Source organism: Gemmatimonas phototrophica (assembly GCF_000695095.2).
Classification (GTDB): domain Bacteria; phylum Gemmatimonadota; class Gemmatimonadetes; order Gemmatimonadales; family Gemmatimonadaceae; genus Gemmatimonas; species Gemmatimonas phototrophica.
Window position 1 is genome coordinate 1,094,124 of the sequence record NZ_CP011454.1, and the last position, 21,879, is coordinate 1,116,002.

The window sequence follows — 21,879 nt, forward strand, 5'->3', positions numbered from 1 at the left end:
AGCGACTCAGCGCGAAGTGGCGCCTTTGGCCGCTTTTGCCACCGCCAATGCGGTGTCGATGGCCTTCCGGAAGTCCTTGTAGGGCATGGCGCCCTGCACCAGGAAGCTGCCCACAATGAACGACGGCGTCGACTGCACACCGGCCTGGTTGGCCTGCGCGATGTCGTTCGACACCAGGGCGGCAATGGGCGCCGAGGTACGGCACTTGTCGAAGGCGGGCACGTTGAGCGTCATGTCCTTGGCAATCCGCGAGAGCAGCGGTGACACGTCGCCCATGGTCTTCACGGTGTTGTAGCTCGCGAAGAGTGCGTCAGCATACTCCCAGAATTTCCCCTGCACGCCGGCACACAGCGACGCCTGCGCCTCGGCCCGCGCGTGCGGATGGATGCTCTCCAGAGGCAGGTGCATGTACGCAAACCGGATTTTCCCCGGATTGATGTAGTCACGCTTGAGCTGCGCCATGGAGGAGTCGTGCCACTGTTTGCAGTAGGGGCACTGGAAGTCACTGACCATGACCACCCACATGGCCTGCTCCGGGCCCAGCAGTCGGCTCTTATCGGCGGCCTGCATCATGGCCATGTTGGCCAGGGAGTCGGTGCCGGCGCCTGACAGGGACGGCGCACTGGTTACGGCGGAAGCGGGCGTTGCGGCGCCCTGCCCGGCGCTGGCGCTGGAGTCCATCTGCCGCGATGCCGCATCGGCCCGGCCACACGCCACGACCGCGCCGAGGGTCAACGTCAGGGCGACGGACCGGAAAACTGTAAGGGTGCGAGACATACCTGAAGCCTAGCGCCCAAGCCCATCCGGCGCATCCGGTACGTGCTGCGGGCCGCGGCGAGGTACGGTGTGGGGGGCGGTGCGGGCGCCGGGCCACCCCGGTCGTGGTACCGACGTGCGGGGCCACCGCCCCAAAGGCGCCGGTGTGGGGTACTCCCAACCGGACGCCAGCACCCGCCCCAACAAAGCGGACGCCAGCACTCGCACCTCTCATCGTCGTGGTCATCTCGACACTCTCACATTCGATATCCATCGCATTGTCTCGACTCGCAAAGTTCTCACATCGTCGTCCCACCTCTGGAGTCTCGCTGCCCGTGCGATTCTGACACTCCTGGCGTCCACAGCGCGTAGTACCTGTAGACATGCCTATACTTCATAGTGTGCCAGCTTCTGAGAACACGCTGATCAATCGCGCCTGCTCCCGCGCCGTCCGTATGGCGGCGTTGCTGACCGTGGCTTGCCTGGGCCTGCTGCCGCTCCGCGTGATGGCGCAGCCTCCGGCCTTGCCGCAGCCGGTTGGCTATGTGAACGATTTCGCCAACGTCATCTCTCCCGATGCCGAGGCGCGGTTGGTGTCGCTTGCCGAGCGGCTCAACGCGGCCACGCGCGGCGATATGGTGGTGGTCACCCTCCCCGATCTCGGGGGGCGTCCGGTGGAGGAAGTGTCGCTGCGCCTCGGCCGCGAGTGGAAGGTGGGCGCCAACGCGCAGATTGGGGATGCCGCGCGCAACGCCGGTGTGATCATCCTGATCGTGCCCAAGGAAACCGCGACAGATGGTCGCGGCCGTTGCCGCATTGAGGTGGGGCAGGGCGCCGAGGGGTTCATTACCGACGCGACCGCGGGCGAGCTGTGCCGCGAGCAGACCGACCGCTTCCGCGCCCAGGACTATTCGGGCGCCCTGGAGGGGTTGTCGTTTGCCGTGGCTGATCGATATGCGGCGGCGTTCAACGTCACGTTGGATGGACAACCGCGAGAGGTTCGTCGGTCGTCGCGCAGCCGCAATCAGGACGGCGGATTCCCGATCGTCCTGGTCATCATCATCGTATTCTTTGTGCTCAGCTCATTGGGCGGAAATCGCCGTCGTGGCTGTGTGGGATGCATTCCCATTCCGGTTCCGGGCCCCGGTGTGTTCACCGGTGGGTCCAGTGGCTGGGGCGGTGGTGGTTTTGGCGGTGGCGGTGGTGGTGGATTTGGCGGCTTCGGTGGTGGTGGTGGATTCAGCGGAGGTGGTGGTGGCTCAGACTGGTAAGCAGCCGGGACAGACGATGACGCTCGAGGCCCTGGTGGCCCAGTTGCGTCAGGCCCACGGTGATGCCCTGCGCGCGGTGGTGCTCTATGGCTCTGCGGCGAGCGGAGAAGACATTGCCGGGAAATCCGACATCAACGTACTGCTCATTGCCGATACGTTGCCGCTGGCGACGCTGCGTGCGCTGGGGCAGACCATGCGGGGCTGGCAGGAAGCGGGCAATCCGCCGGTGTTGGAGATGACGGCGCAGGAGTGGCAGTCGTCGGCCGACATCTTCCCCATGGAGTACGCCGACATTCTGGAGCGGCATAAGGTGCTCTTTGGCACGTTACCGCTGGAAGGCGTTGTGGTGCAGGCGGCGGATCTGCGTTTGCAGGTGGAGCAGGAAGCCATGGGCAAGCTGTTGCGGCTGCGCCGCGGCGTCATGGTGGCCGGCACGGATACGGAGCGACAGCAGGAGCTGCTGCGCGCCAGCCTCAGCACGCTGCTGGTCATCTTCCGGGCCGTCATGCGCCTGCATGGCGAACAGCCACCACGGGACGCCGGGCAAGTGGTGTCCTGGATAGGGGCGCGCTGCGGCTTTGCCGTAGAGTCGTACGACCGGGTCGCCGCGCTCAAGCGTGGCACGGTGCTCCCGGCGGGTGAGACCGAAGGGGTGCTCGAGGGGTATGTAGCCGGTATGACGGCGCTGGTGGCGTATCTCAACCAGTACGCCGGCTAGCTCCGGTCCAGCTGTAACCCGCGTGCCGCGGTGTCCGTAGTGTATCACACGTTCACATCTGTCATTTCCAAGGAGCAATCCGTGTCGTTTCTCCGTCAGTCCCGTCGTCGCGCCATGATGGTCGCGCTCACTCTGCCGCTCGCCCTTGGGGCGTGCGGGTACAACACGATTCAGTCGTACGACGAGCAGGCGGCGCAGGCCATGAAGAACATCGATGCGCAGCTGCAGCGTCGTGCCGATCTCATTCCGAATCTCGTGAACACGGTGAAGGGTTTCGCCGCCCAGGAAGAAAAGGTGCTCACCGAGGTCACGCAGGCCCGTGCCGGTCTGATGGGGGCGTTGCAGAAGCCGGGTGGTACCAATCCGGCCGAGCTGGCGAACGCCAATCAGCAGCTCACCGGCGCGCTGGGGCGTCTCACGGTGGCCGTGGAAGCGTATCCTGAGCTCAAGTCCAACGAGAACTTCCTGCGCCTGCAGGATGAGCTCACCGGCACCGAGAACCGGATTGCCGTGTCACGCACCGACTATAACGGCGCGGTGCGGCAGTACAACGAGTATATCCGGAAGTTCCCGGCCGTCATGACCGCCAAGGCCACCGGCGCGAAGCCCCGCGAATACTTTGAAGTCACCGACGCCGCATCGCGCGCTGCGCCAACGGTCGACTTCGAGAAGAAGTGAGATCTGAGCTCGCCGAATCGAGAATCAGAGGTCAGCGGTCTGATTCGCGAGTGTGCGATGGAAATCGAAGGTGAGAGTGTCGAGATAACCACGACAATGAGAAGTCCGAGTGCTTCATCCGCTGTAACAGCGGACCAGCACTCGGACTTCTCATTGTCGTTTTTGTCTCGCCGCTCATTGTCGATATCCATCACAACTCGCGACTCGCACCTCTCAACGTCTACGTCCCGAATCTGCGAGCTGACATCTCACATCCTGTTCTTCTCATAAAGCAGGTTGCGCGGGGCTACGCGCCATTCGTACCAGCGTGCGATGGGTTGCCCATCGTTCACCGTCGGATCACTTTTGGTGCTGCGAATCTTGGCCCGCACCTTCACGCCAATGATATCGTTGCCATCGTTGGTCGTATCGGCATCAATGCCATTGTAGGTCCCGTGTTCGGCGCCGGTGGTGAAGAGCAGCTTTGCCTGGAACGCCTCGACGTTGCCGGCCATTGTTGCGCCAACGGGCTGTCCACTCAAGTCGAGTTTGCTGGCCCGCATGAGATATTGCCGCGAGGGGTCCCGCCAATACATCACCAGATTGGCCTTCTGAATCGAGGTGCCCGCACGCATGAGCAGCAGACTGTCCAGCCCTGACGGTCTGTTCACCAGCTTCTCAATGGGGAGGAAGTTTACCCGGAAGAGATTGTTGGGGCGACTCACTACGGACGTGAGCAACAACAGCCGGCGGGTGCTTCCCACCTGCAATCGTGCCAGATCGCCCGACTCCAGATCAAACGCGCCGTTCACCCGCTGAAAATCAATGCAGGTTGCGCCGCACGTTCCACCCGGCGGGTACGTGGGTAGCGTGTCGCCATCGTTGTAAATGGGATACACGCCGGCCTCCGTGGGCTCGTATGGCACGGAGAGAATGGAAATGGTATCGCCGTACGTGTCGACCGAGGCAAAGACCGCGGTGCTTGTGAAGGCTATGCCCGCTTCCTGAACATCGCGTGCCAGCGAGAGCCCCACGAAGCGGGCGTCACGGTCTACCGTTTCGCGCACCGTCCATCCGCGTCGGGTGGTCCAGCTCTGCACGGAGAACGCCACGGCCCCACTGATGACCACCATGGCGACCGTGAGCGAAATGAGGACTTCCGGCAACGTGAAGCCGCCACGACGCCGACCACGGGCAGGAATACGAGGCGTAGACATCAGTTGGCTCCGGAGAGGCCGTTCCCGCGGAACAGCGACGTGGTGAGTTTCACCGGCTGCGTGGCGCGCGGGTAATCCAGGCGGACTTCAATCTCCACCAGATTGTTGCGCGTTTCGCGCACCGTCATGGTACGGACATAGGCGCCTGTACTGCTGGCCACCCCATCCGCGTTCAACCGCACGGCCCCTTCGCTTTCCACCAGCCATGGATCGCGAGTGCGCACTTCCTCCACGTAGCTGCGGGCCAGCGCAATGGCGTTCGTGCGGTTTTGGGCCAGCGTTTGCAGCGTGATCGTGGAGGCGTTGGCGGTCCCCAACGCCGATACCCCGACAATGAGCAACACCATCGCCACCATCATCGAGATGAGCGTAAAGCCTTTCCGTGCCCGACGTGCACGCGGCAGGCGCCGCCGCTGCGCATGAGCTGTCATTTCCATCCCTCCCCCCCTCGCCACGTCCAGAGTCGTGTGTTGCCCGACGGGGCCACGGAGATGGCCACCACGGCATCCCGTTCACTCTCGCTTTGCAGGTACACCACGCCGCCGGTCCCCTGGGGCGTCACCAGGCCGCGGGAATCGAATTCCACCCGACTATCGGCAAAGGTGATGGCTCCGCCCGATGGATCATCCGGAATGGATGGCAGCGACCCGCGACCGTACACCACGCCGCGGGGCAGGGCACGCTCACCAAAGCCGCGCAGCTCCTGCCACTCCACGGCAATCTCGCCAATGGTGCCATCGTCGTTGTGATCGAGGTAGCCACCATACGCTTTCAGCGACTGCCGGAACGCCACCCGTGAACGCTGCCGTGTAGACAGCGCGCGCGTGCGCGTGACGTCGATATCCTGCGCGAGTTGCGTGCCGGCCAACTGCACGGCTGTCGCGCCGCTCATCCGGAAGCGGGGCGCGACAATCCCCATGGTGATGCCCACGATGCATACCACCACGACCAGCTCAAGAATGGTGTAGCCACGCGGATGCCGGGACGTCAAAGGAGCTCGGGTCATGGTCATCACCTCAGTACAGCGGCCGGAACGCCGTCTGCAGAACGGTCCCCACCGATGGCGTGCCAGGCGGCAACCGCTCGGGGAACCGGAAATTCACATCGAAACTCCATTGACGCGTGGGCGCGGAGTAGTAGTTGCCCCCCGAGTTGTTGCCCCACAGGCCGGTGGCAAACTGGCTGGTGAAGAGCGAGACGAGTGATCCGGTGTAGCGGAAGGTGACCCCGCCCCAATTCTCGAGAAAGCGCGGAAAGTTTTCGAGCCCACCACCGTACTGCTGCGCGCCACCGGCGCGCATCCAATCCGCCACAGTGGCCGAATGCCCGGCGAGCAATGCGGCGTTCACCGTCGTGGGGCGCGCGGTATTCTGATCGGCTACCTGCTGGTTCACATCACACCACCCCGCGCTGCTACCGGTGCAGCGCGTGCCCGATGGCCACGTGGTGCGTGCATCCATGTTGGGGTTGGGCGGGTGCGACAGAAAGGTGATGGCGTCGCTGATGAGGGCGGCGGGGCGCCAGATCGTGGTGTTGTAATCTCCCAGGATGTACATGGGCCGGTCGGTGGCAACCGTCAGTCCACCGGTATCGGAGGACACACGTGACTTGGGCAACTGGGCGCCCTGGCGCAGGCGTACCGCCACGAAGTCCCGGCGCGTATCGCCGGCGTTGGCGTTGATGACATTGATGTACAGAATGCGCGGTGCGCGGCTCGCGGGAGCCGAATCACTCCAGATGCGCAACGAGTCCATGTGGATGTCAATCAGATCCGGGCGTACGGCCGTGGTCACGCCGGCAACGCGCGTATCTTCGCGCCCCTCATAGAACGCATCGCGGCGCGGCTTGAAGATCTTGCGGCACATGGCCACACTGGGCAGCGCCAGTCCGGCACTGCGCTCCTGCACGATGTTGTCGCAGAAGTCGTCCTTCATTTCCGTGGTATCATTCGTGGCGGTAAACAGCGACGCATCCACGGTGATATACCAGTCGGCCTTCCACGCCATCTTCACGTCCTGCACCATGGCGTTGTCGGTCCCGAGCCGCGGCTGCACGAGCGTGATGGGCGGCGTATTCACCGGCAGCGGCAACTTGAGCGGCCGAACGCCATGCGCCCCCGACATGAGCCGATTGTTGAACCGCTGCTGACTGCGAATCTTGAACTGCGGATTGGAATGGCTGCGCGAGTCGAAGTCGAGCAGTACCGGGGTGCCCGCTTCGTTGTTGATGCGCACGCCGTTAAGGCGTTCGGCACGATCCTTCCGTTGCCAGAACACACTGTCCGGTGTGGTGAGATTGCTCTGGAACGTGGCACTGGCCGATGACACGTACAGGTTGCCGTTGGTATGCACCCAACCCACGAAGGTCATGGGCGCGCCCGGGAGCACTTCCAGATCGCCTTCGTAGAAGACACCGAACTGGAAGAGCGGAATCGTCTGGGCGTTCACCGACAGCACCGTCGTGGCGCGATTGCCCGACGTGTCGCGCGCCGTGACCTCGATGTCGATGGGCTGATTGAGCGAGTACAACCCGCTGAAGGGCCCCGACGTGATGGTGCGGGTGATGGGAGCACCAGTGGTACGGGTGCTCTGTGTCATGCGGTAGCCGGTCACTTCCGGCCGCTGTATGGCCGCAATGTCTTCGCCGTTGATGATGCCATCCTGCATGGCGGCGTCGAGTTGCGACATCACGTCGTCCGCGCCCCCCTCCGCTGCGTACGAGGCGCGTGCCCCGCGATAGTCAGCGTTGGAGGTGCGGGAAATGGTCGTGACGGCCGATAACCCGGCCAGCACGATCACGGAGAACATCACCAACATGAGCAGCACGACTTCCAGGGCCATGCCGCGCCGGGGGCGCGTGATGGGGCCGGACACTCGACGAACGGTCATAGGAATCTCCTGCGCAAAGGCGTCACACAGGAAATACGACGTTCTCTTCATGATGCAACATTCATGAACTGGCATGCATAACACACTAAAACGCAAAAGCGCGCCACGTAACGCTCGTGGCGCGCTTTCTGATAGACATTGCTTGTGGTGTAACGGGCCCCGAAGGGGCAAACTCGCCGGTCAGGGCTGTGGACGCGGGAACAAGGGATCGCCCTTGGTGACCCGCCAGCCGGTGACGTCCAGCGTGTCCAGGGCATCAAAGCGCTGATCGGCGACCGCCCCCTGGCCACCCAACTGCGCCCATACCTGTTGCGTCTTGGTTGGCATAAAGGGGGCGAGCAACACCGTCTGTCGGGCAATGCGACGAATCAGCGAGGCCAGAATCTGCTCGAGCTCCGCACGCCGTGCCGGGTCCTTGGCCACGCCCCAGGGGACGGTCGCGGCGGTGTACTCATTCGCTCGCGACGTCATGCGGTAGACGGCCGTGATGCCATCGTGCAGCAGCCATCCATTCTCGCCGTGCATGGCGGCATGATACGCCGCGATATCCTCATCATCGCCCGCCTCAACCTCGGGACGGGTGGATGCCGGAACCACGCCATCGCAGTACTTCTCCACCATCGCCATCGCACGACTGGCCAGATTGCCGAACGCGTTGGCCAGGTCACTGGTGTACCGCTCTTCGAAGCGCTCCCACGAAAAGTTGCCGTCGCCATCGAAGGGCACTTCGCGCAGCAGCACATAGCGGAAGGCATCGGCGCCGTAGCGATCGATGGCTTCGTGCAAGTCCAGCTTCACCCCGGCGCTCTTGGAGAATCGCTCGCCCCCCAACTGCACAAAGCCATGCGCCCACACCTGTTTGGGCAACGGGAGTCCGGCCGCCTTCAGCATGGCGGGCCAGATCACGACATGGAAACGCGTGATGTCCTTGCCAATGATGTGCAGATCGGCTGGCCACCGTGTCTCATAGCCCGCATCGGGGAAGCCCGTGGCGGTGAGATAGTTGGGAAGGGCATCAAACCACACATAGGTGCCCTGCGTCTCGCCGTTCGACAGCGCGAGCGGAAACGGCACCGCCCAATCGAGTCGGGCGCGCGACGCCGAGATATCCTCGAGTCCCTGCGCCAGCAGCCCCAGAATTTCGTTGCGGCGACTCTCCGGTTCGCAGAACGACGGGTTGCTCGCCAGCAGCTCCTGCAGGAATCCCTGATACTTGGACAACCGGAAGAACCAGTTGCGCTCCTCCACCTCTTCCATGACCCGGGTGGGGTGCAGTACGCACTTGCCGTCCACGATATCGGCATCCTGCTTGAACGCCTCGCACCCGACGCAATACATCCCCTTGTACGACCGCTCGTAGAAGTCGTCGGGGCTGTGTTCGGCGATGCGGCGGATCAGCGCCGCCACCCCCGCCTTGTGATGCGCTTCGGTGGTCCGGATGAACTGATCATACGACACGTCCAGCTTGGCCCACGTGCCCTTGAAGCGCTCAGCGATCTGGTCGGTGAACGCCTGGGGCGCCACGCCCTCCTTGGCCGCCGTCTGCTGCACCTTCTGCCCGTGCTCGTCCATGCCAATGAGCAAGTGCACGTCGTCGCCACACAGGCGCCGGTACCGGGCAATCACGTCCGCGCCAATCTTCTCCAGCGCGTGTCCAAGGTGCGGGTCGCCATTCGCATAATCGATGGCGGTAGTCAGATAGAATCGAGCCATGGCACCAATCTAAGCCACCGGCCTCCCGGTGAGGCACCGGGCCGATGCCTAATCGCTGTCGCCGTCGCTGTCCCCGTCCCCGTCCTCTCCCTCGTCCACCGACCCGTCGGCCGCGTCCCCATCCGTCTTGCGGCGCTCCTCTGCCGCCCGAAGGCGTCGGCCGCCACGGCGGCCGCGGCGACGCTTCCGCCGCGGGGACCCATCCGCAGACGGGGCCTCGTCGTCATCCGGGCCAGCGTCTGCCTCAGGCTCACTCACGGCCGGCGCCGGTTCAACCGCGGCTACGGTGGCCGGCAGTTCGGGAAGAACAGGAGCAGGGGCGGACATGGGGCGCGGCGGCAGCAGATCCATCATGGACACGGCCTCGTACTCCGCCGTGTCGAGCATGGAGATGGTACCGGTGTCCATCATCGGGTCGGAGGCGGCGGCACCCTCGTGCGCCGTATCGCTGGCCGATTCCACCAGCACGGCCGATGCTTCGCCACCGACTTCCGATTTGAGTTCAGCCAGTGGAATGATCCGGGTGTCCCCTTCCACGCTGCGCAGCGTGACGCGCTCATGAAAGATGTCGCATGACACCACCTTCTCCTCGCCGCGCGACGTGACCAGAATCTTCCCTTCCTTGGGGAATTTCCGGCGGCTCTGCACGTAGAACTCGTGCTCGTAGCGCAGGCAGCACATGAGTCGCCCGCACGCGCCGGAAATCTGCTGCGGATTGAGTGACAGCTTCTGGTCTTTGGCCACGCCAAGATTCACCGGGCGCAGGTCTGGCAGCCACGATGCCGAGCAATATTCGCGACCACACCGTCCAATGCCGGAGAGCCGTTTGGCTTCGTCGCGGACGCCGATCTGCTTGAGCTCAATGCGCGTCTTGAATTGCGCCGCGAGGTCACGCACCAGACCACGAAAATCCACCCGTTTTTCGGCGGTGAAGAAAATCGTGAGCTTTCGACGGTCCCACTGCCATTCCGCATCGGTGAGCTTCATGACCAGGCCGTTGGCCTTTACCCGCTCCATGGACGCGCGGCGCGCCAGCTCATTCTCTTCCGTGAGGACGCGCTCCAGCTGTTCGTCGGCCTTGGTGGCGAGACGCAGCGCCTTCCGCGGTGGCGGCGCCGTGCCGCAGCCATGGGCGCACCCGTTGCAACGTACCGCCGCCAGTTCACCGGTACTGTGCACGCGCCCGAAGTCTTCGCCGCGATCCGCCTCGACAATGACGGCCGCGCGAAGCGGGGGCGGCACCTCGCCGTCCCACGAAAAAAACTCTTTCCGGTTCCCCCGGAATGCGACTTCAATGAGGTGTCCCACAACCACCAACGCCTATTCGGTAAACTGACCCATGCGCAGAAACTTCTCCCGACGACGTCGCACGAGCTTGTCCGGCTTGAGGCGTCGCAGCTCCTCAATGTTGCGCATCAGGCTGTCGCGCAGCGATCTGGCCGTGGCCACATGATCGGCGTGTGCCCCACCGGCCGGTTCCTTCACGATTTCGTCGATGATGCGCAGTTCGAGCAAATCGTTGGCGGTAATGCGCAGCGCTGTCGCGGCCTTTTCGCGCATCTCCGGACTCTTGCCATCCTTCCAGAGAATCGCGGCACATCCTTCCACGGAAATCGTGGAATACACCGAATTCTCCAGCATGAGGACGCGGTCGGCTACACCAAGAGCCAGTGCACCACCTGAGCCACCTTCCCCAATGACCGTGGCCACAATGGGGACCTGCAGATTGCTCATCTCCAACAGGTTGCGGGCAATGGCTTCACTCTGGCCGCGCTCTTCGGCGCCAAGACCAGGCCACGCGCCGGGCGTATCGATGAACGTGATGACCGGCACCTGAAACTTCTCGGCCAGCTTCATGAGGCGGAGCGCCTTGCGGTACCCCTCCGGATGCGGCATGCCGAAGTTGCGCTTGAGATTTTCCTTGGTGTCGCGGCCGCGCTCGTGGCCAATCACCATGACCGTTTCGCCGTCGAGGCGGGCCCACCCGGCCATGATCGCGGCATCCTCACGGAACAGCCGATCGCCGTGCAGCTCAATGAAGTCGGTAAAGACGTGCTTGAGGTAATCGGACGTGAACGGGCGACGCGACAGACGCGCCACCTGCACCCGTTGCAACGGCGTGAGGTTCTGATACACCTGAACACGCACCTCGGCCAGTTTCGACTGCAGTGGCGCGATTTCGCGCGACACATCGATCGACTGTTCGGAGGCGAGTCGCTTGAGCTCCTCGATCTGTTTTTCGAGTTCCGCAATGGGGCGCTCGAACTCGAGAACCGGGGCAGCAGCCATGGCTATCCTGGAAAGATCACGTGATGCCCGTCAGCCACCGGTGCGCACAAGACGCACCCGGTCGGCGCCAAGCAGCGCGCGAAGGTCGGAAAGAATTGCGGCAGACGCCGTGACGGTCAGCGATTTGGATCGGAATCGCACCGATCGGCCATTCGCGTCGCACCAGCGGAGCTCCAGCGGGGCCGATCCTTCATTGGCTTCCACCTTCGCCCGAACGTCGTCCATGATTGCAGCGGGAAGATCCAGCCCGGGGGCCAGATCGATCGCCACGGCCACTTCACCGTTGGCGCGCACTTCCTCGAAGCGCGTCACACCTTCCACGATGAATGTGGCGTTTTCGACACCCTGGTCCTTCTTGGAGTACCCGCCCTTAAGCAGGAGGGGAATGTCCGGACGCACCCGCTCCGCGATCACCCCCCAGGCCTCCGGAAAGACCAGCACCTCGGAAGATCCGGAAAAATCCTCGACTGTCAACCGGGCAAACTCATTCCCCGACCGCTTCGAGATCTGTTTTTTGATACTGGTCACCACCACCCCGATCATGACCGCCTCCGGGACCCACGTTCCCAGCTGCGCCACGGTGTGCGTGGCAAAGAGTTCGCACTCTGTTCGGTATTTCTCGAGCGGATGTCCCGAAATGTAGAAGCCCAGCAGCTCCTTTTCGCGCTGCAGGCGCTCGCTTTCCGTCCAGGTGGGGATATTGGGCAGGGTGGGAGCCCCTGATTTCCTGGGCGTGTCGCTGGCGTCCGGCCCGCCGCCCAGCAGATCTCCAAACAGAGAACCTTGCCCCTTCTCCGCCTCTTCCTGCTGCAGCGCGGCCTCGGAGATGGCGGCATCCAACGCCGCAATGAGCTGCGCCCGATGCCCACCCAGCCCATCGCAGGCGCCGGCAGCAATGAGCGCTTCAAAGACCCGCTTGTTGCACAGACGCAGGTCCACCCGCGAACAGAGGTCGTACAAACTGGTGAAGGGCCCGTCCTCACGCGCCGCCAGCAGGGAATCGATGGCGCCGCGCCCCACATTGCGGATTGCTCCCAGGCCAAAACGAATGCGCTTGTCCGCCACCACCGTGAAGCGCCATCCCGATTCGTTCACGTCCGGGGCCAGTACGTCCAGCCCCATTTCGCGCGCTTCGGCAATGTACTTGATGACTTCTTCGGTCTTCCCGATGTTCGACGACAACAGGGCCGCCATGAACTCGGCGGGGTGATGCGTCTTGAGGAAGGCGGTGTGGTACGCGACGACGGAGTAGGCAACGGAATGACTCTTGTTGAAGCCATACCGTCCGAACGTCTCAATCTGTCCGGCCAACTCCTCAATGATCTTGGGGTCGTAGCCCTTCGCGATCGCCTTCTCGGAAAACTTGCCGAGCTCCTTCTTGATGAGCTCCGCATCCTTCTTGCCCACGGCCTTTCGCAAGACGTCGGCTTCTGCCAGCGAAATGCCCGCCAGCACCTGAGCAATACGCATCACCTGTTCCTGATACGTGATGACGCCGTACGTATTGGAAAGAATGGGCTCCAGCTCGGGGAGCGCGTACACCGTGGGCTCTTCGCCCCGCTTTCGCCGGATGTACACATTGTGCATACCGGCGTCGAGCGGCCCTGGTCGCAACAGCGCGTTGGAGGCAACGAGGTCGTCAAACCGGTCGCAGCGCATGCGCTTGAGCACGTCGGTCGCGAGCGGTGATTCAAACTGGAAGACGCCGCCGGTCCGCCCGGCCCGCAACACCTGATACGTTTTTTCGTCAGTGAAGCCGCGCTCCTCGAGCGTGACTTCCACCCCTGTGCGCTGCTTGATCGCCTTGATCGTGTCGGTGATCACGGTGAGCGTCGTCAGCCCCAGAAAGTCCATCTTGAGCATGCCGGCCTTCTCCAGCGCCGTCATGTCGTACTGGGTCACGATCACCCGCTCGTCGCCGTCACCGCCGGATCCCTTCGACGCCTGCGTGCAGATGGGCACAAACTCATCCAGCGGGCCTGGTGCAATCACCACGCCGGCCGCGTGCACGCCCGTATGACGGGACAACCCTTCGAGCTTGATGGCAAAGTCGAGCAGCTGCCGGTAGCGCTCATCCTGATAGAGCTGCTTGACTTCCGGCACCTGCGTAACGGCTTCCGCTACCGTGAGCGAATTGTTCGGGGCGTTGGGAATGAGCTTCGCCAGCGCGTCGGTCTCCGCCGGTGAAAAGCCAAGCGTGCGCCCCACGTCCTTGACCGCCGCGCGCGACTTCATCGTCCCGAAGGTGACGATCTGCCCTACGCTGTCCTTCCCGTACTTCTGTCGCACATACTCAATGACTTCGCCGCGTCGTTCGAAACAGAAGTCCACGTCCACGTCGGGCATGGACACGCGCTCCGGATTGAGGAAGCGCTCGAACAGCAGGTCGAACTCCAGCGGACATACATCGGTAATGCGCGTGGCGTAGGCCACCAGCGAACCGGCCGCTGATCCGCGCCCCGGACCCACTGGAATGCCACGATCGCGCGCCGCCTTGATGAAGTCGGCCGTAATCAGGAAGTAGCCGGCGTAGCCGGTCTTCGTAATGACGCCCAACTCGTAATCCAGCCGTTCCTGCACGTTGGCCGGCAGCGGACTGCCATACCGCTCCTTGGCGCCATCCGTGGCCAACTGCACCAGCAGGTCGTTCTCGGTGGCCACACCCTCGGGCAGCGGGAACGACGGCACGTAATACTTCTTGGCAAACTGCACGTCCACGCTGTCGGCAATGGCCAGCGTGTTCGTGAGCACATCCTCGCGACCGGGAAAGAAGGGACGGATTTCGTCGGGACTCTTGAAGTAGAGCCCGTCGTCGTACTGCATCCGCTCCTTGTCGTTCCGGTCCTTCCCGAGGCCAATGCACAGCAGCACATCGTGCGCGTCGTGGTCCTCATGCTTGAGGAAGTGCGCATCGTTGGTGGCAATGACCGGCAGGCTCAGATCGTCCGCCAGCCCCAGGATCTTCGCGTTGAGACGTGCCTGTCCTTCGCTGGTGTGCGCCTGCACTTCCAGGTAGTAGCGGTCCTTGAACACATCCGCATACCACTCGGCCGCCTTCCGCGCTTCCTCCATGCGGTCGTCCATCAGGTGCCCGGCCACTTCTCCGGCCAAACAGGCGGACGACACAATGAGCCCTTCGGAGTACTTCGCCAGCAACTCGCGATCAATACGCGGCTTGGTGTAGAAGCCTTCGGTATAGGCCAGCGACGTCAGCTTGACCAGATTCTTGTAGCCCACCAGATCGCGGGCAAGCAGTACGAGGTGGTAATACGGCTTCACCCCGGGGGCAGGGCGCCCGCGCTGCTTGCGGTCACCCGGCGCCACGTAGGCTTCCATGCCAAGGATGGGCTTCACACCCGCCTTTTTCGCCTTCTCCTGGAACTCCCAGGCGGCGTGCATGTTACCGTGATCGGTGATCGCGAGCCCCGGCATTTCGTAATGCTGGGCGCGCTTGATCAGATCCTCGATACGGTTCGCGCCGTCAAGGAGCGAATATTCGGAGTGGCAGTGCAGGTGAACAAACGACATACCTCAAATGATACCTCAGCACGGTAGGCCGTGGCAGATCTTGCGCCGGCTGCTCAAACCACTTGGTACCGTCGCCGCCGCCGCGGTGGTGCTCTTCCTTGGCGTCACCCCCATGGGATGCTACATCTCCCGGGCGGCGTATGAAGAAGCGCGCATCCTCGCCCGACGGCAGCCCATTCCGAAACTCGTAGCCCGCGAGAGCACTGAACCTGCGCTGCGCGCCAAACTGGCTCTGGTGCTCGAGGCCCGGCAGTTTGCCGTCGATTCGCTGCGCCTCGATGCTGAAGAGAGCTTCACCACCTTCTCCCAGCTTGACCGGGATACGCTCGTGCTGGTGGTCTCGGCCGCCTATCGCGACCGGCTGGCGCGCAAAACGTGGTGGTTCCCCGTGGTGGGAAGCTTTCCGTACAAGGGGTTCTTCGACTTCGCCCAGGCCCAACGCACCGCGGAGCAACTGCGCAACGAGGGTTTCGATGTCACCGTGGGGCCCTCCAGCGCTTTCAGCACGTTGGGCTGGTTCAACGACCCGCTGGTGAGCACCACCGTCAAGGCCGACAGCGTCACGCTGGTGAACACCGTACTGCACGAACTGCTGCACACGACGTTCTTTGCCAAAGGGCAGGTGTCGTTCAACGAATCCTTCGCCACGTTTGTGGGCGGGCGAGGCGCCGAGCACTTCTTCCGCGCCAAGGGCGACAGCACGTTGCTCAAGCGGGCGCAGGATGACTGGCAGGACGATCTGGTACTGGGCGCGTTCTGGGAGCGCACGGCCAAAGAAATTGACAGTGTCTTCGCCACGCTTCCCGATTCGGCGAAGGCCCTGCGCATCGCCTCACGCGATACCGTGTACGCCCGCGCACGCCGCCGACTCGTGGACACCGTAGGCCCGCAGCTCAAAGGCTACCCGGCCGGCTGGGTGGAGCGTGTGCCGCTCAATAACGCCGTGCTGCTGTCGCGCCGTGTCTATGCGGAGCGCCTCGATCGCTTCGACTCGGTCTACGCCGCGGCCGGTGGTGACATCAAGGAAGCCATTCGGCGGGTCATTGCGGCGCACAAAGATTCGGTGCGATTAGCCGGGGGGCGGTGAACCGATGGCACGAAGGCATCCAAGGCATCCGAAGCATCCAAGTTTACTGATCTTCTTGGATGCCTCGGATGCCTTGGATGCCTTCGTGCCATCGGTTCCAGGAGCCAGGATTACTTCGACGTCTCCGGCAGCAACACAAACCGTGCCCGATTGGACTCGACCAGGAACTTCTGCGCGGCGGCCGAGAGCTTCTCCACGGTCAGCCCGTTGATGAGGGTGAGATAGTCACCCATGGTGTCGAGCGGGTCGCCGTTTTCCACCCGGGTGCGCATGGTGTTCAGCCAGTAGCCGTTCTGCTTCTGCGACACTTCAAATTCGCGGCGCTGCTGCTCCTTCACCCGCTCCAGCTCGGCGGCGGTGGGGGGCGTGGTGCGCAGCTTCTGCATTTCGTCGCGCACGGCGGCAAACATGGTGTCGGCCTTATCCGGCGCCGATCCGTATTGAATGGCCACCTGCCACTCCTGCCGCAGGCGACGGGAGAACGCCGAGGTGACGCTCACCGAATACGTCCCTCCCAACGATTCCCGCAGGCGATCGAGCAGGCGCATCTGCAACAGTTCGCCAAGCGACGACAACACATACGAATCCTCGCGATTCCAGGGTGCCGAGCCGGCCATGAGCACAATGGACTGGCTCTGCGGAGCGATCCCCTTCTTCACGGCCTTGTCGATCACTCCGGCAAACTGCGTGGGACCCACATCACGCGGCGTTTCCTTGCGTCCCGCAGTGGGGAGCGCGCCCAGCCACTGCTCCACCAGCGGCTTGAAGGTGGCAAGGTCAACGTTGCCTACGAAGAAGAAGGTAAAGTCACCGGCATCGCTGAACCGATCCTTGTAGATCGTAAGCAGTTCGTTGATGTCCAGTTCCTTGAGCATCTCCATGGAGAGCGGACGGGCGCGTGGGTGCCCACCGGCCAGCGTCTGCTGAATGGTGTCGCTGAACACCGCCATGGGGTTGGCGTCCTTGTTCTTCAGGAACTGCTCGAACTGCTGCAGCTGCGCCTTGAATACCGTGCTGTCGGCGCGCGGGGCGGTGAAGCGCAGGTAGATGAGCTGCATCAGTGTTTCGAGATCCTTCGGCGATGCCGCACCGGACATGCCTTCGCTCAGATCACTGATGGACGGAGTGGCCGAGGCCACTTTGCCAGTGAGCTTCTTGCGCAGATCAATCGTGGAGAAGCTGCCCACGCCACCGGCGGCAATGATGGACGGAGCCAGCGACGTCTTGAAGGCATCCTTGTCGGCCACGAGGCTCGCGCCTCCTGGACTGAACGACGACATGAGAATCTGGTCGGCGTTGAAGTCGGTGGGTTTGATGAGCACCCGCACACCATTCGATAGCGTCCAGTCGGTGATGTTCTGCGCGGCAATACGCGCTTCCTTCACCACCTTGCCGGCGGACGGGGTCGTGGGCACCAGAGCCCCTTCGGCTACCGTTTCCACCCACGGCGTGATGTTGGAGGCGACCACCGTACCAAACACGGCCCGTACTTCGCTTTCGGTGGGAACCCGCAATCCATCCTTCTCCGGGACCGTCACCGTGACCACGCGGTTGGCGGCGCCACCGCGCGCATTGGCTACCGCATTCACCTCAGCCAGCGTAATGGTGGGCAGCAACTTCTGTACGGCGGCGTATTCAAAGGCAATGCTCGGCGCGCCCTCACCGCTCAAATAGTTGGCGATGTACTCATCCACGAAGGCCCCACTGGGCGTCTTGTCACGCTCGGCAAAGCTGCGCTCGTAGCTGCGCAGGGTGTTGGTGCGCGCCCGCTCCAATTCGCTCGCAAGGAAGCCATGACGCTGCACGCGCTCCGCTTCGGTGAGCAGCGCCTGCAACGATTCGATGATCTTCCCTTCCTTGGCCCCGGCGTCGAGCGCATTGAGCTCGCTGCCACGCACGAACCCACCGCTGCTCGCGCCAGCGCCGGTAAAGGGCGTTTCCGGCTTGAGCGACAGCTCCTGAAAGCGCTGGTTGATCATGCCATTGTACAGGCGATTGATCAGATCCTCACGCATATCGCCAACGGTGCGCGTGCTCTTGCCAGGACGCTTCCACAACACTCCCACGCTCGACGTGGTGAGTTCCTTGTCCGTGGCGATGGTGACGAGGGTACTGTCGTGCGTCGGGACCGACGCCAGCGTGCGCGGGCGTGGCGCGGTACGCTTGGGAATTCCGCTGAACGTCGAACGGATAAGGCGTTCCAGTTCCGCCGGGTTGGCGTCGCCAACGGCAATCACCGCCATGAGGTCCGGTCGATACCAGTCGCGCCAGAACCGCTTCACCGGGCCCGGGTTGGCCTTTTCGAGAATCTCCGGTTTGCCAATGGGAAGCCGTTCGGCGTACCGGGAGCCGCGGAAAATCACGGGAAATTGTTTGTCACGCAGACGCTCGCCGGCACCCAGTCCATTGCGCCACTCGGAAAGCACCACCCCGCGCTCGGCCACGACTTCCGCGCTGTCGAACAGCACCCCGCTGGCTACATCGCCCAGGAAGCGAAAGCTCTTGGGGAGAATGCCGGCGCTGTCGGTCGGCACCGGGAGGATGTACACCGTTTCGTCAAAGCTCGTGTAGGCATTCAGGTCGGCACCGAAGCGCACGCCAATGCTCTCGAGATACTTCACGATGTCGTTCTTGGCGAACGACTTCGTGCCGTTGAAGGCCATGTGCTCCACGAAGTGCGCCAGTCCGCGCTGGTCATCATCTTCGAGAATGGAGCCGGCATTGATGACGAGTCGCAACTCGGCCCGCTTCTCCGGCTTGGCATTCTGCCGGATGTAGTAGCGAATGCCGTTGGGAAGCGTCCCGACCGTAACCGCCGGGTCCATGGGGAGTGGTGCGGTGAGCGCAAACGAGTCTGTCGCCGCGGGTTTGGCTGTGGGTTTGGCGGTCTGTGCCGTCAGTGCCACTGGCGCGGTGATCAACGCCAGCATTGCAGCAATCCGCTGTGCCGAGAGTGCGACTTTCATTCAGAGTGTTCCTGCTGACTGTGTTGGAAAACATTGGGGACCCGTGAACGATACACACGTGTCACGGTTTGCGGGGGCCCATTCGGTATTGGTCTCTGGCTTGGTTAGAACTGCCTTACGAGGACTGCTCCGATGTGGCGGACAGGGCCAGTCCTCGCAATGCAGTTCAGCGGTGCCAGCCCAGCAGCCGTAAGCAGCTCCGGCGCACCAATCAGAATTTGCCGCGTAGCAGCGCCCGCAAATCCACAATTGGCTCGATGACAGCCCCCTCGCGCGGGCCCGGCAGTGCCTGATGCGGGGGATTTGCATCGCCAAGGGTGACGCGTTGCATCGTCTGCCGCACGCCCTGGTCGAGAAAGCGCGTGAGCTGCGAAAAGGCAAAGTCGGCGCCCATGCGGGTGGCGTAGCTCTGCAACGGGTAGGTCACATAGAGCTCGTTGCGGGCGCGCGTCATGGCCACGTACAGCAGCCGCCGCTCTTCCTCCACCTGCGCTTCGTCGCTGGCGGCGCGGGCCATGGGGAAAATGCCGTCGGCGGCATGAATGACGAACACCGCGTCCCACTCTTTGCCTTTGGAGGAGTGCACCGTGGAAAGAATAAGTGCGTCGTCTTCGTCGGTGCTGCCCACGGCCAGATCCTGCGTGGCGGCTGGCGGTTCGAGGGCCAGGGCGGCAAGAAAGGACGTGCGGTCGGCGTAGCCGGCGGCGATAATCTCGAGTTGGTCGAGGTCGGCCAGTCGCGGCGGCGCGTCGTCGTAGGTCCCCTTGAGAATGGGGTCGTACAGCTGCCGCACCAGGCGAATGCTTTCTCCCGGGCTGTGCGGACGATCCTGCTTTTCGACCCGTCGCATCCCGTCAAAGAGCGCCGATACCGCGAGCAACGCCGGACGGGAGCGGGCGGCGGCCCGCACGCCGCCAATGGCCATGGGCTCCCAATGGTGGGCCATGAGCATGTCCACCGCGGCGCGGGCCGTGGCGTCCCCAACACCGGGAAGCAGGCGCAGAATGCGATACCAGCTCACCTCGTCCCGCGGATTTTCCAGCACCCGCAGGAACGCCAGCATGTCCTTGATATGCGCGGCCTCGAGGAACTTGAGCCCGCCCCACTTTTCGTACGGAATGCGGCGATTGGCCAGTTCGATTTCCAGGTCGGCGCTGAGGAAGCCGGCACGAAAGAGTACGGCCATTTCGCGCAGGGGCGTGCCCTGTTCGTGCAACTCCAAGATGCGGTCTACCACGAAGGCCGTCTGCGCCGCCTCATCGCGCACCGTGACCAGCCACGGCGCTTCGCCGCCATCGCGCTCGGTCCAGAGGCGCTTGGAATAGCGCTCGGTACTCCGGGAGATGATGGTGTTGGTGGTCTCGAGAATGGGCGCCGTGGAGCGGTAGTTCTGCTCCAGCGTCACGATGCGCGTGCCGGGAAACTGGTGCGGGAAATCGAGGATGTTTCGAATGGTGGCGCCACGAAACGCGTAGATGCTTTGCGCGTCGTCACCCACCACCGTGATGTTGCCGTTGGTGCAGAGCCCCCGGAGAATGCGGGACTGCAGCGGATTGGTGTCCTGGTACTCGTCCACCAGCACATGGTCGTAGAGCGCCCGGATCTGCTCGGCAATGGGCGGCGCCTGCTCCAACAGCAGGGCCCACGACAGCAGCAGGTCGTCGTAGTCCAGCAGGTTGCGTTCGCTCTTGCGCTTCACATAGTCGGCAAAGCAGCGCTCGATGTCGCCCGCCCAACTGATGAAGTGCGGCCACTGTTCGCCGAGGATGTTGGCCACCTCCTGCGACGTGTTGACGTGGCGGGAGTAGATGGAGACGAGCGTTTCCGCGCGCGGGAAGCGGGGCGCGCCACGGGGCGCGTTTTTGAGGTCCCCGTAGCCGAGGGCGGCGCGGGCCAGCCCCATGAGGTCGCCGGCGTCCGACTGGTCGAGAATGGTGAAGTCGGCCGGAAGGCCGGCAGCGGGGCCGAATTTTCGCAGCAGGCGGTGGGCAATGCCGTGGAAGGTGCCGCCCTGGACATGCTGGGAATCGGAGCCGACCAGCCGTTCGCACCGGCTGAGCATTTCCTGCGAGGCGCGACGGGTGAAGGTGAGCAGCAGGATGCGGCCGGGGGGCACACCGCGGTGAATGAGGGCGGCCACCCGGTGAATAAGGGTCCGCGTTTTCCCCGACCCGGCGCCGGCGACGACGAGGAGCGGCGAGTCCCCATGGCTGGCGGCGGCGGCCTGAGCGGCATTGAGGGCCGGGCCGTCGGGGGAGGGCGCCGGAGGAACAATGCGTCGGGCCGGGAGCGGCGTATGGATGCGGGGCAGGTCGGCCATGTACTTATGTAGTATGGGCGTCGGCGCCCGGAGTGGTAGGGTCGTCTGGCACGGGGGGGCATAGGGGGGCGTAGGCAGCGGGAAGAATTCCCGTTGTGTGACGTTTGACATGCCCGGCCGTCTTAGGCGAATGATAGCCCTTCTGCGAGGGGTATACGGTGTTTGTTTGGAGCTGGATGTGGATAACCTCACCGCAGTGGGGTGTTGTGACCGGATTGTGATAGCGGTGGTGGAGACCGGGGACCCTTTGGCGCTTGACCGTGCCGGAGGTCTGCCCTAGGTTTCCCGTCTGCTATTGTCGGGAGGAGTGTGTGCGTCATCCCATCCTGGGGTGTGCGCGCCATTTCGTGTCGACGATAGGTGTTGGGCTCGTGTGTTGACGGAGCTTGGACCGTACAGCGCGAGAGTAGGTGCAGGACTGCGCAAGCAGGTTGTTCGGGCGTCACGCTGTTTCGTACGACACTGAGCT

Annotated in this window: 15 protein-coding genes; 4 read left to right on the forward strand and 11 right to left on the reverse strand. The window is 63.4% G+C overall.

Annotation, left to right across the window (positions count from 1 at the left end; genetic code table 11):
* Positions 1 to 6: 6 nt before the first annotated feature.
* Positions 7 to 777, reverse strand: a complete 771-nt coding sequence (locus GEMMAAP_RS04545) for a DsbA family protein (RefSeq protein ID WP_082821060.1) — start codon at positions 775 to 777, stop codon at positions 7 to 9.
* 380 nt (positions 778 to 1,157) lie between these two features.
* On the opposite strand from GEMMAAP_RS04545, the gene GEMMAAP_RS20715 reads away from it, so the two are divergent.
* The 3 genes from GEMMAAP_RS20715 (at position 1,158) to GEMMAAP_RS04560 (ending at position 3,423) form a co-directional block, all read left to right on the forward strand.
* Positions 1,158 to 2,027 carry a TPM domain-containing protein gene (locus GEMMAAP_RS20715; RefSeq protein WP_162493363.1) on the forward strand — a complete coding sequence of 290 codons (870 nt, stop codon included), beginning with the start codon at positions 1,158 to 1,160 and terminating at the stop codon, positions 2,025 to 2,027.
* Positions 2,011 to 2,745: a nucleotidyltransferase domain-containing protein gene (locus GEMMAAP_RS04555; protein ID WP_145979002.1), complete on the forward strand. Its 735-nt coding sequence runs from the start codon at positions 2,011 to 2,013 to the stop codon at positions 2,743 to 2,745. Before GEMMAAP_RS20715 ends, GEMMAAP_RS04555 begins: the two co-directional genes overlap by 17 nt.
* Positions 2,746 to 2,859: 114 nt before the next feature.
* Entirely contained in the window at positions 2,860 to 3,423 is a 564-nt protein-coding gene (locus GEMMAAP_RS04560; protein ID WP_026850063.1) for a LemA family protein, read from the forward strand.
* A 248-nt stretch (positions 3,424 to 3,671) separates the two neighbouring features.
* On the opposite strand, the gene GEMMAAP_RS04565 is transcribed toward GEMMAAP_RS04560, so the two are convergent.
* From GEMMAAP_RS04565 to dnaE, 8 genes are all read right to left on the reverse strand, one after another.
* On the reverse strand, positions 3,672 to 4,619 hold the full coding sequence (locus tag GEMMAAP_RS04565) for a PilW family protein (protein WP_026850062.1): 948 nt from the start codon (positions 4,617 to 4,619) through the stop codon (positions 3,672 to 3,674).
* Positions 4,619 to 5,050 (reverse strand): type IV pilus modification PilV family protein, encoded by a 432-nt coding sequence (locus GEMMAAP_RS04570; RefSeq protein ID WP_075071424.1) that lies wholly within the window; start codon positions 5,048 to 5,050, stop codon positions 4,619 to 4,621. Before GEMMAAP_RS04570 ends, GEMMAAP_RS04565 begins: the two co-directional genes overlap by 1 nt.
* Complete coding sequence (locus GEMMAAP_RS04575; protein ID WP_158514732.1) at positions 5,047 to 5,625, reverse strand: pilus assembly FimT family protein; 579 nt, start codon at positions 5,623 to 5,625, stop codon at positions 5,047 to 5,049. Before GEMMAAP_RS04575 ends, GEMMAAP_RS04570 begins: the two co-directional genes overlap by 4 nt.
* A gap of 10 nt (positions 5,626 to 5,635) precedes the next feature.
* A complete protein-coding gene (locus tag GEMMAAP_RS04580; protein ID WP_026850059.1) occupies positions 5,636 to 7,507 on the reverse strand; it encodes a pilus assembly PilX N-terminal domain-containing protein in 1,872 nt (623 codons plus the stop codon).
* 180 nt (positions 7,508 to 7,687) lie between these two features.
* Positions 7,688 to 9,220, reverse strand: coding sequence for a methionine--tRNA ligase (gene metG, locus GEMMAAP_RS04585; protein WP_043581069.1), 1,533 nt, complete (start codon positions 9,218 to 9,220; stop codon positions 7,688 to 7,690).
* Positions 9,221 to 9,268: 48 nt separating this feature from the next.
* Positions 9,269 to 10,462 (reverse strand): PSP1 domain-containing protein, encoded by a 1,194-nt coding sequence (locus tag GEMMAAP_RS04590; RefSeq protein WP_158514733.1) that lies wholly within the window; start codon positions 10,460 to 10,462, stop codon positions 9,269 to 9,271.
* A gap of 78 nt (positions 10,463 to 10,540) precedes the next feature.
* Entirely contained in the window at positions 10,541 to 11,509 is a 969-nt protein-coding gene (locus GEMMAAP_RS04595) for an acetyl-CoA carboxylase carboxyltransferase subunit alpha (RefSeq protein WP_026850058.1), read from the reverse strand.
* 30 nt (positions 11,510 to 11,539) lie between these two features.
* Entirely contained in the window at positions 11,540 to 15,037 is a 3,498-nt protein-coding gene (gene dnaE / locus GEMMAAP_RS04600) for a DNA polymerase III subunit alpha (protein ID WP_026850057.1), read from the reverse strand.
* Between the two features lie 7 nt (positions 15,038 to 15,044).
* Here dnaE and GEMMAAP_RS04605 point away from each other — a divergent pair, with 7 nt between their 5' ends.
* Positions 15,045 to 16,124, forward strand: a complete 1,080-nt coding sequence (locus tag GEMMAAP_RS04605; RefSeq protein ID WP_082821063.1) for an aminopeptidase — start codon at positions 15,045 to 15,047, stop codon at positions 16,122 to 16,124.
* Between the two features lie 110 nt (positions 16,125 to 16,234).
* Here GEMMAAP_RS04605 and GEMMAAP_RS04610 read toward each other — a convergent pair whose 3' ends face one another.
* Together GEMMAAP_RS04610 and GEMMAAP_RS04615 are read right to left on the reverse strand one after the other, a co-directional pair.
* Positions 16,235 to 19,090, reverse strand: a complete 2,856-nt coding sequence (locus GEMMAAP_RS04610; protein ID WP_026850055.1) for a M16 family metallopeptidase — start codon at positions 19,088 to 19,090, stop codon at positions 16,235 to 16,237.
* Between the two features lie 211 nt (positions 19,091 to 19,301).
* Complete coding sequence (locus tag GEMMAAP_RS04615; RefSeq protein ID WP_053334259.1) at positions 19,302 to 21,410, reverse strand: ATP-dependent helicase; 2,109 nt, start codon at positions 21,408 to 21,410, stop codon at positions 19,302 to 19,304.
* Positions 21,411 to 21,879 lie beyond the last annotated feature (469 nt).

Excerpts from the sequence above, each read along its gene's own strand:
- GEMMAAP_RS04545 (WP_082821060.1), bottom strand. The coding sequence starts at position 777 with ATGTCTCGCACCCTTACAGTTTTCCGGTCCGTCGCCCTGACGTTGACC.
- GEMMAAP_RS04560 (WP_026850063.1), top strand. The coding sequence starts at position 2,860 with ATGATGGTCGCGCTCACTCTGCCGCTCGCCCTTGGGGCGTGCGGGTAC.
- GEMMAAP_RS04565 (WP_026850062.1), bottom strand. The coding sequence starts at position 4,619 with ATGTCTACGCCTCGTATTCCTGCCCGTGGTCGGCGTCGTGGCGGCTTC.
- GEMMAAP_RS04570 (WP_075071424.1), bottom strand. The coding sequence starts at position 5,050 with ATGACAGCTCATGCGCAGCGGCGGCGCCTGCCGCGTGCACGTCGGGCA.
- GEMMAAP_RS04575 (WP_158514732.1), bottom strand. The coding sequence starts at position 5,625 with ATGACCCGAGCTCCTTTGACGTCCCGGCATCCGCGTGGCTACACCATT.
- GEMMAAP_RS04580 (WP_026850059.1), bottom strand. The coding sequence starts at position 7,507 with ATGACCGTTCGTCGAGTGTCCGGCCCCATCACGCGCCCCCGGCGCGGC.
- metG (WP_043581069.1), bottom strand. The coding sequence starts at position 9,220 with ATGGCTCGATTCTATCTGACTACCGCCATCGATTATGCGAATGGCGAC.
- GEMMAAP_RS04595 (WP_026850058.1), bottom strand. The coding sequence starts at position 11,509 with ATGGCTGCTGCCCCGGTTCTCGAGTTCGAGCGCCCCATTGCGGAACTC.
- dnaE (WP_026850057.1), bottom strand. The coding sequence starts at position 15,037 with ATGTCGTTTGTTCACCTGCACTGCCACTCCGAATATTCGCTCCTTGAC.
- GEMMAAP_RS04605 (WP_082821063.1), top strand. The coding sequence starts at position 15,045 with ATGATACCTCAGCACGGTAGGCCGTGGCAGATCTTGCGCCGGCTGCTC.
- GEMMAAP_RS04610 (WP_026850055.1), bottom strand. The coding sequence starts at position 19,090 with ATGAAAGTCGCACTCTCGGCACAGCGGATTGCTGCAATGCTGGCGTTG.
- GEMMAAP_RS04615 (WP_053334259.1), bottom strand. The coding sequence starts at position 21,410 with ATGGCCGACCTGCCCCGCATCCATACGCCGCTCCCGGCCCGACGCATT.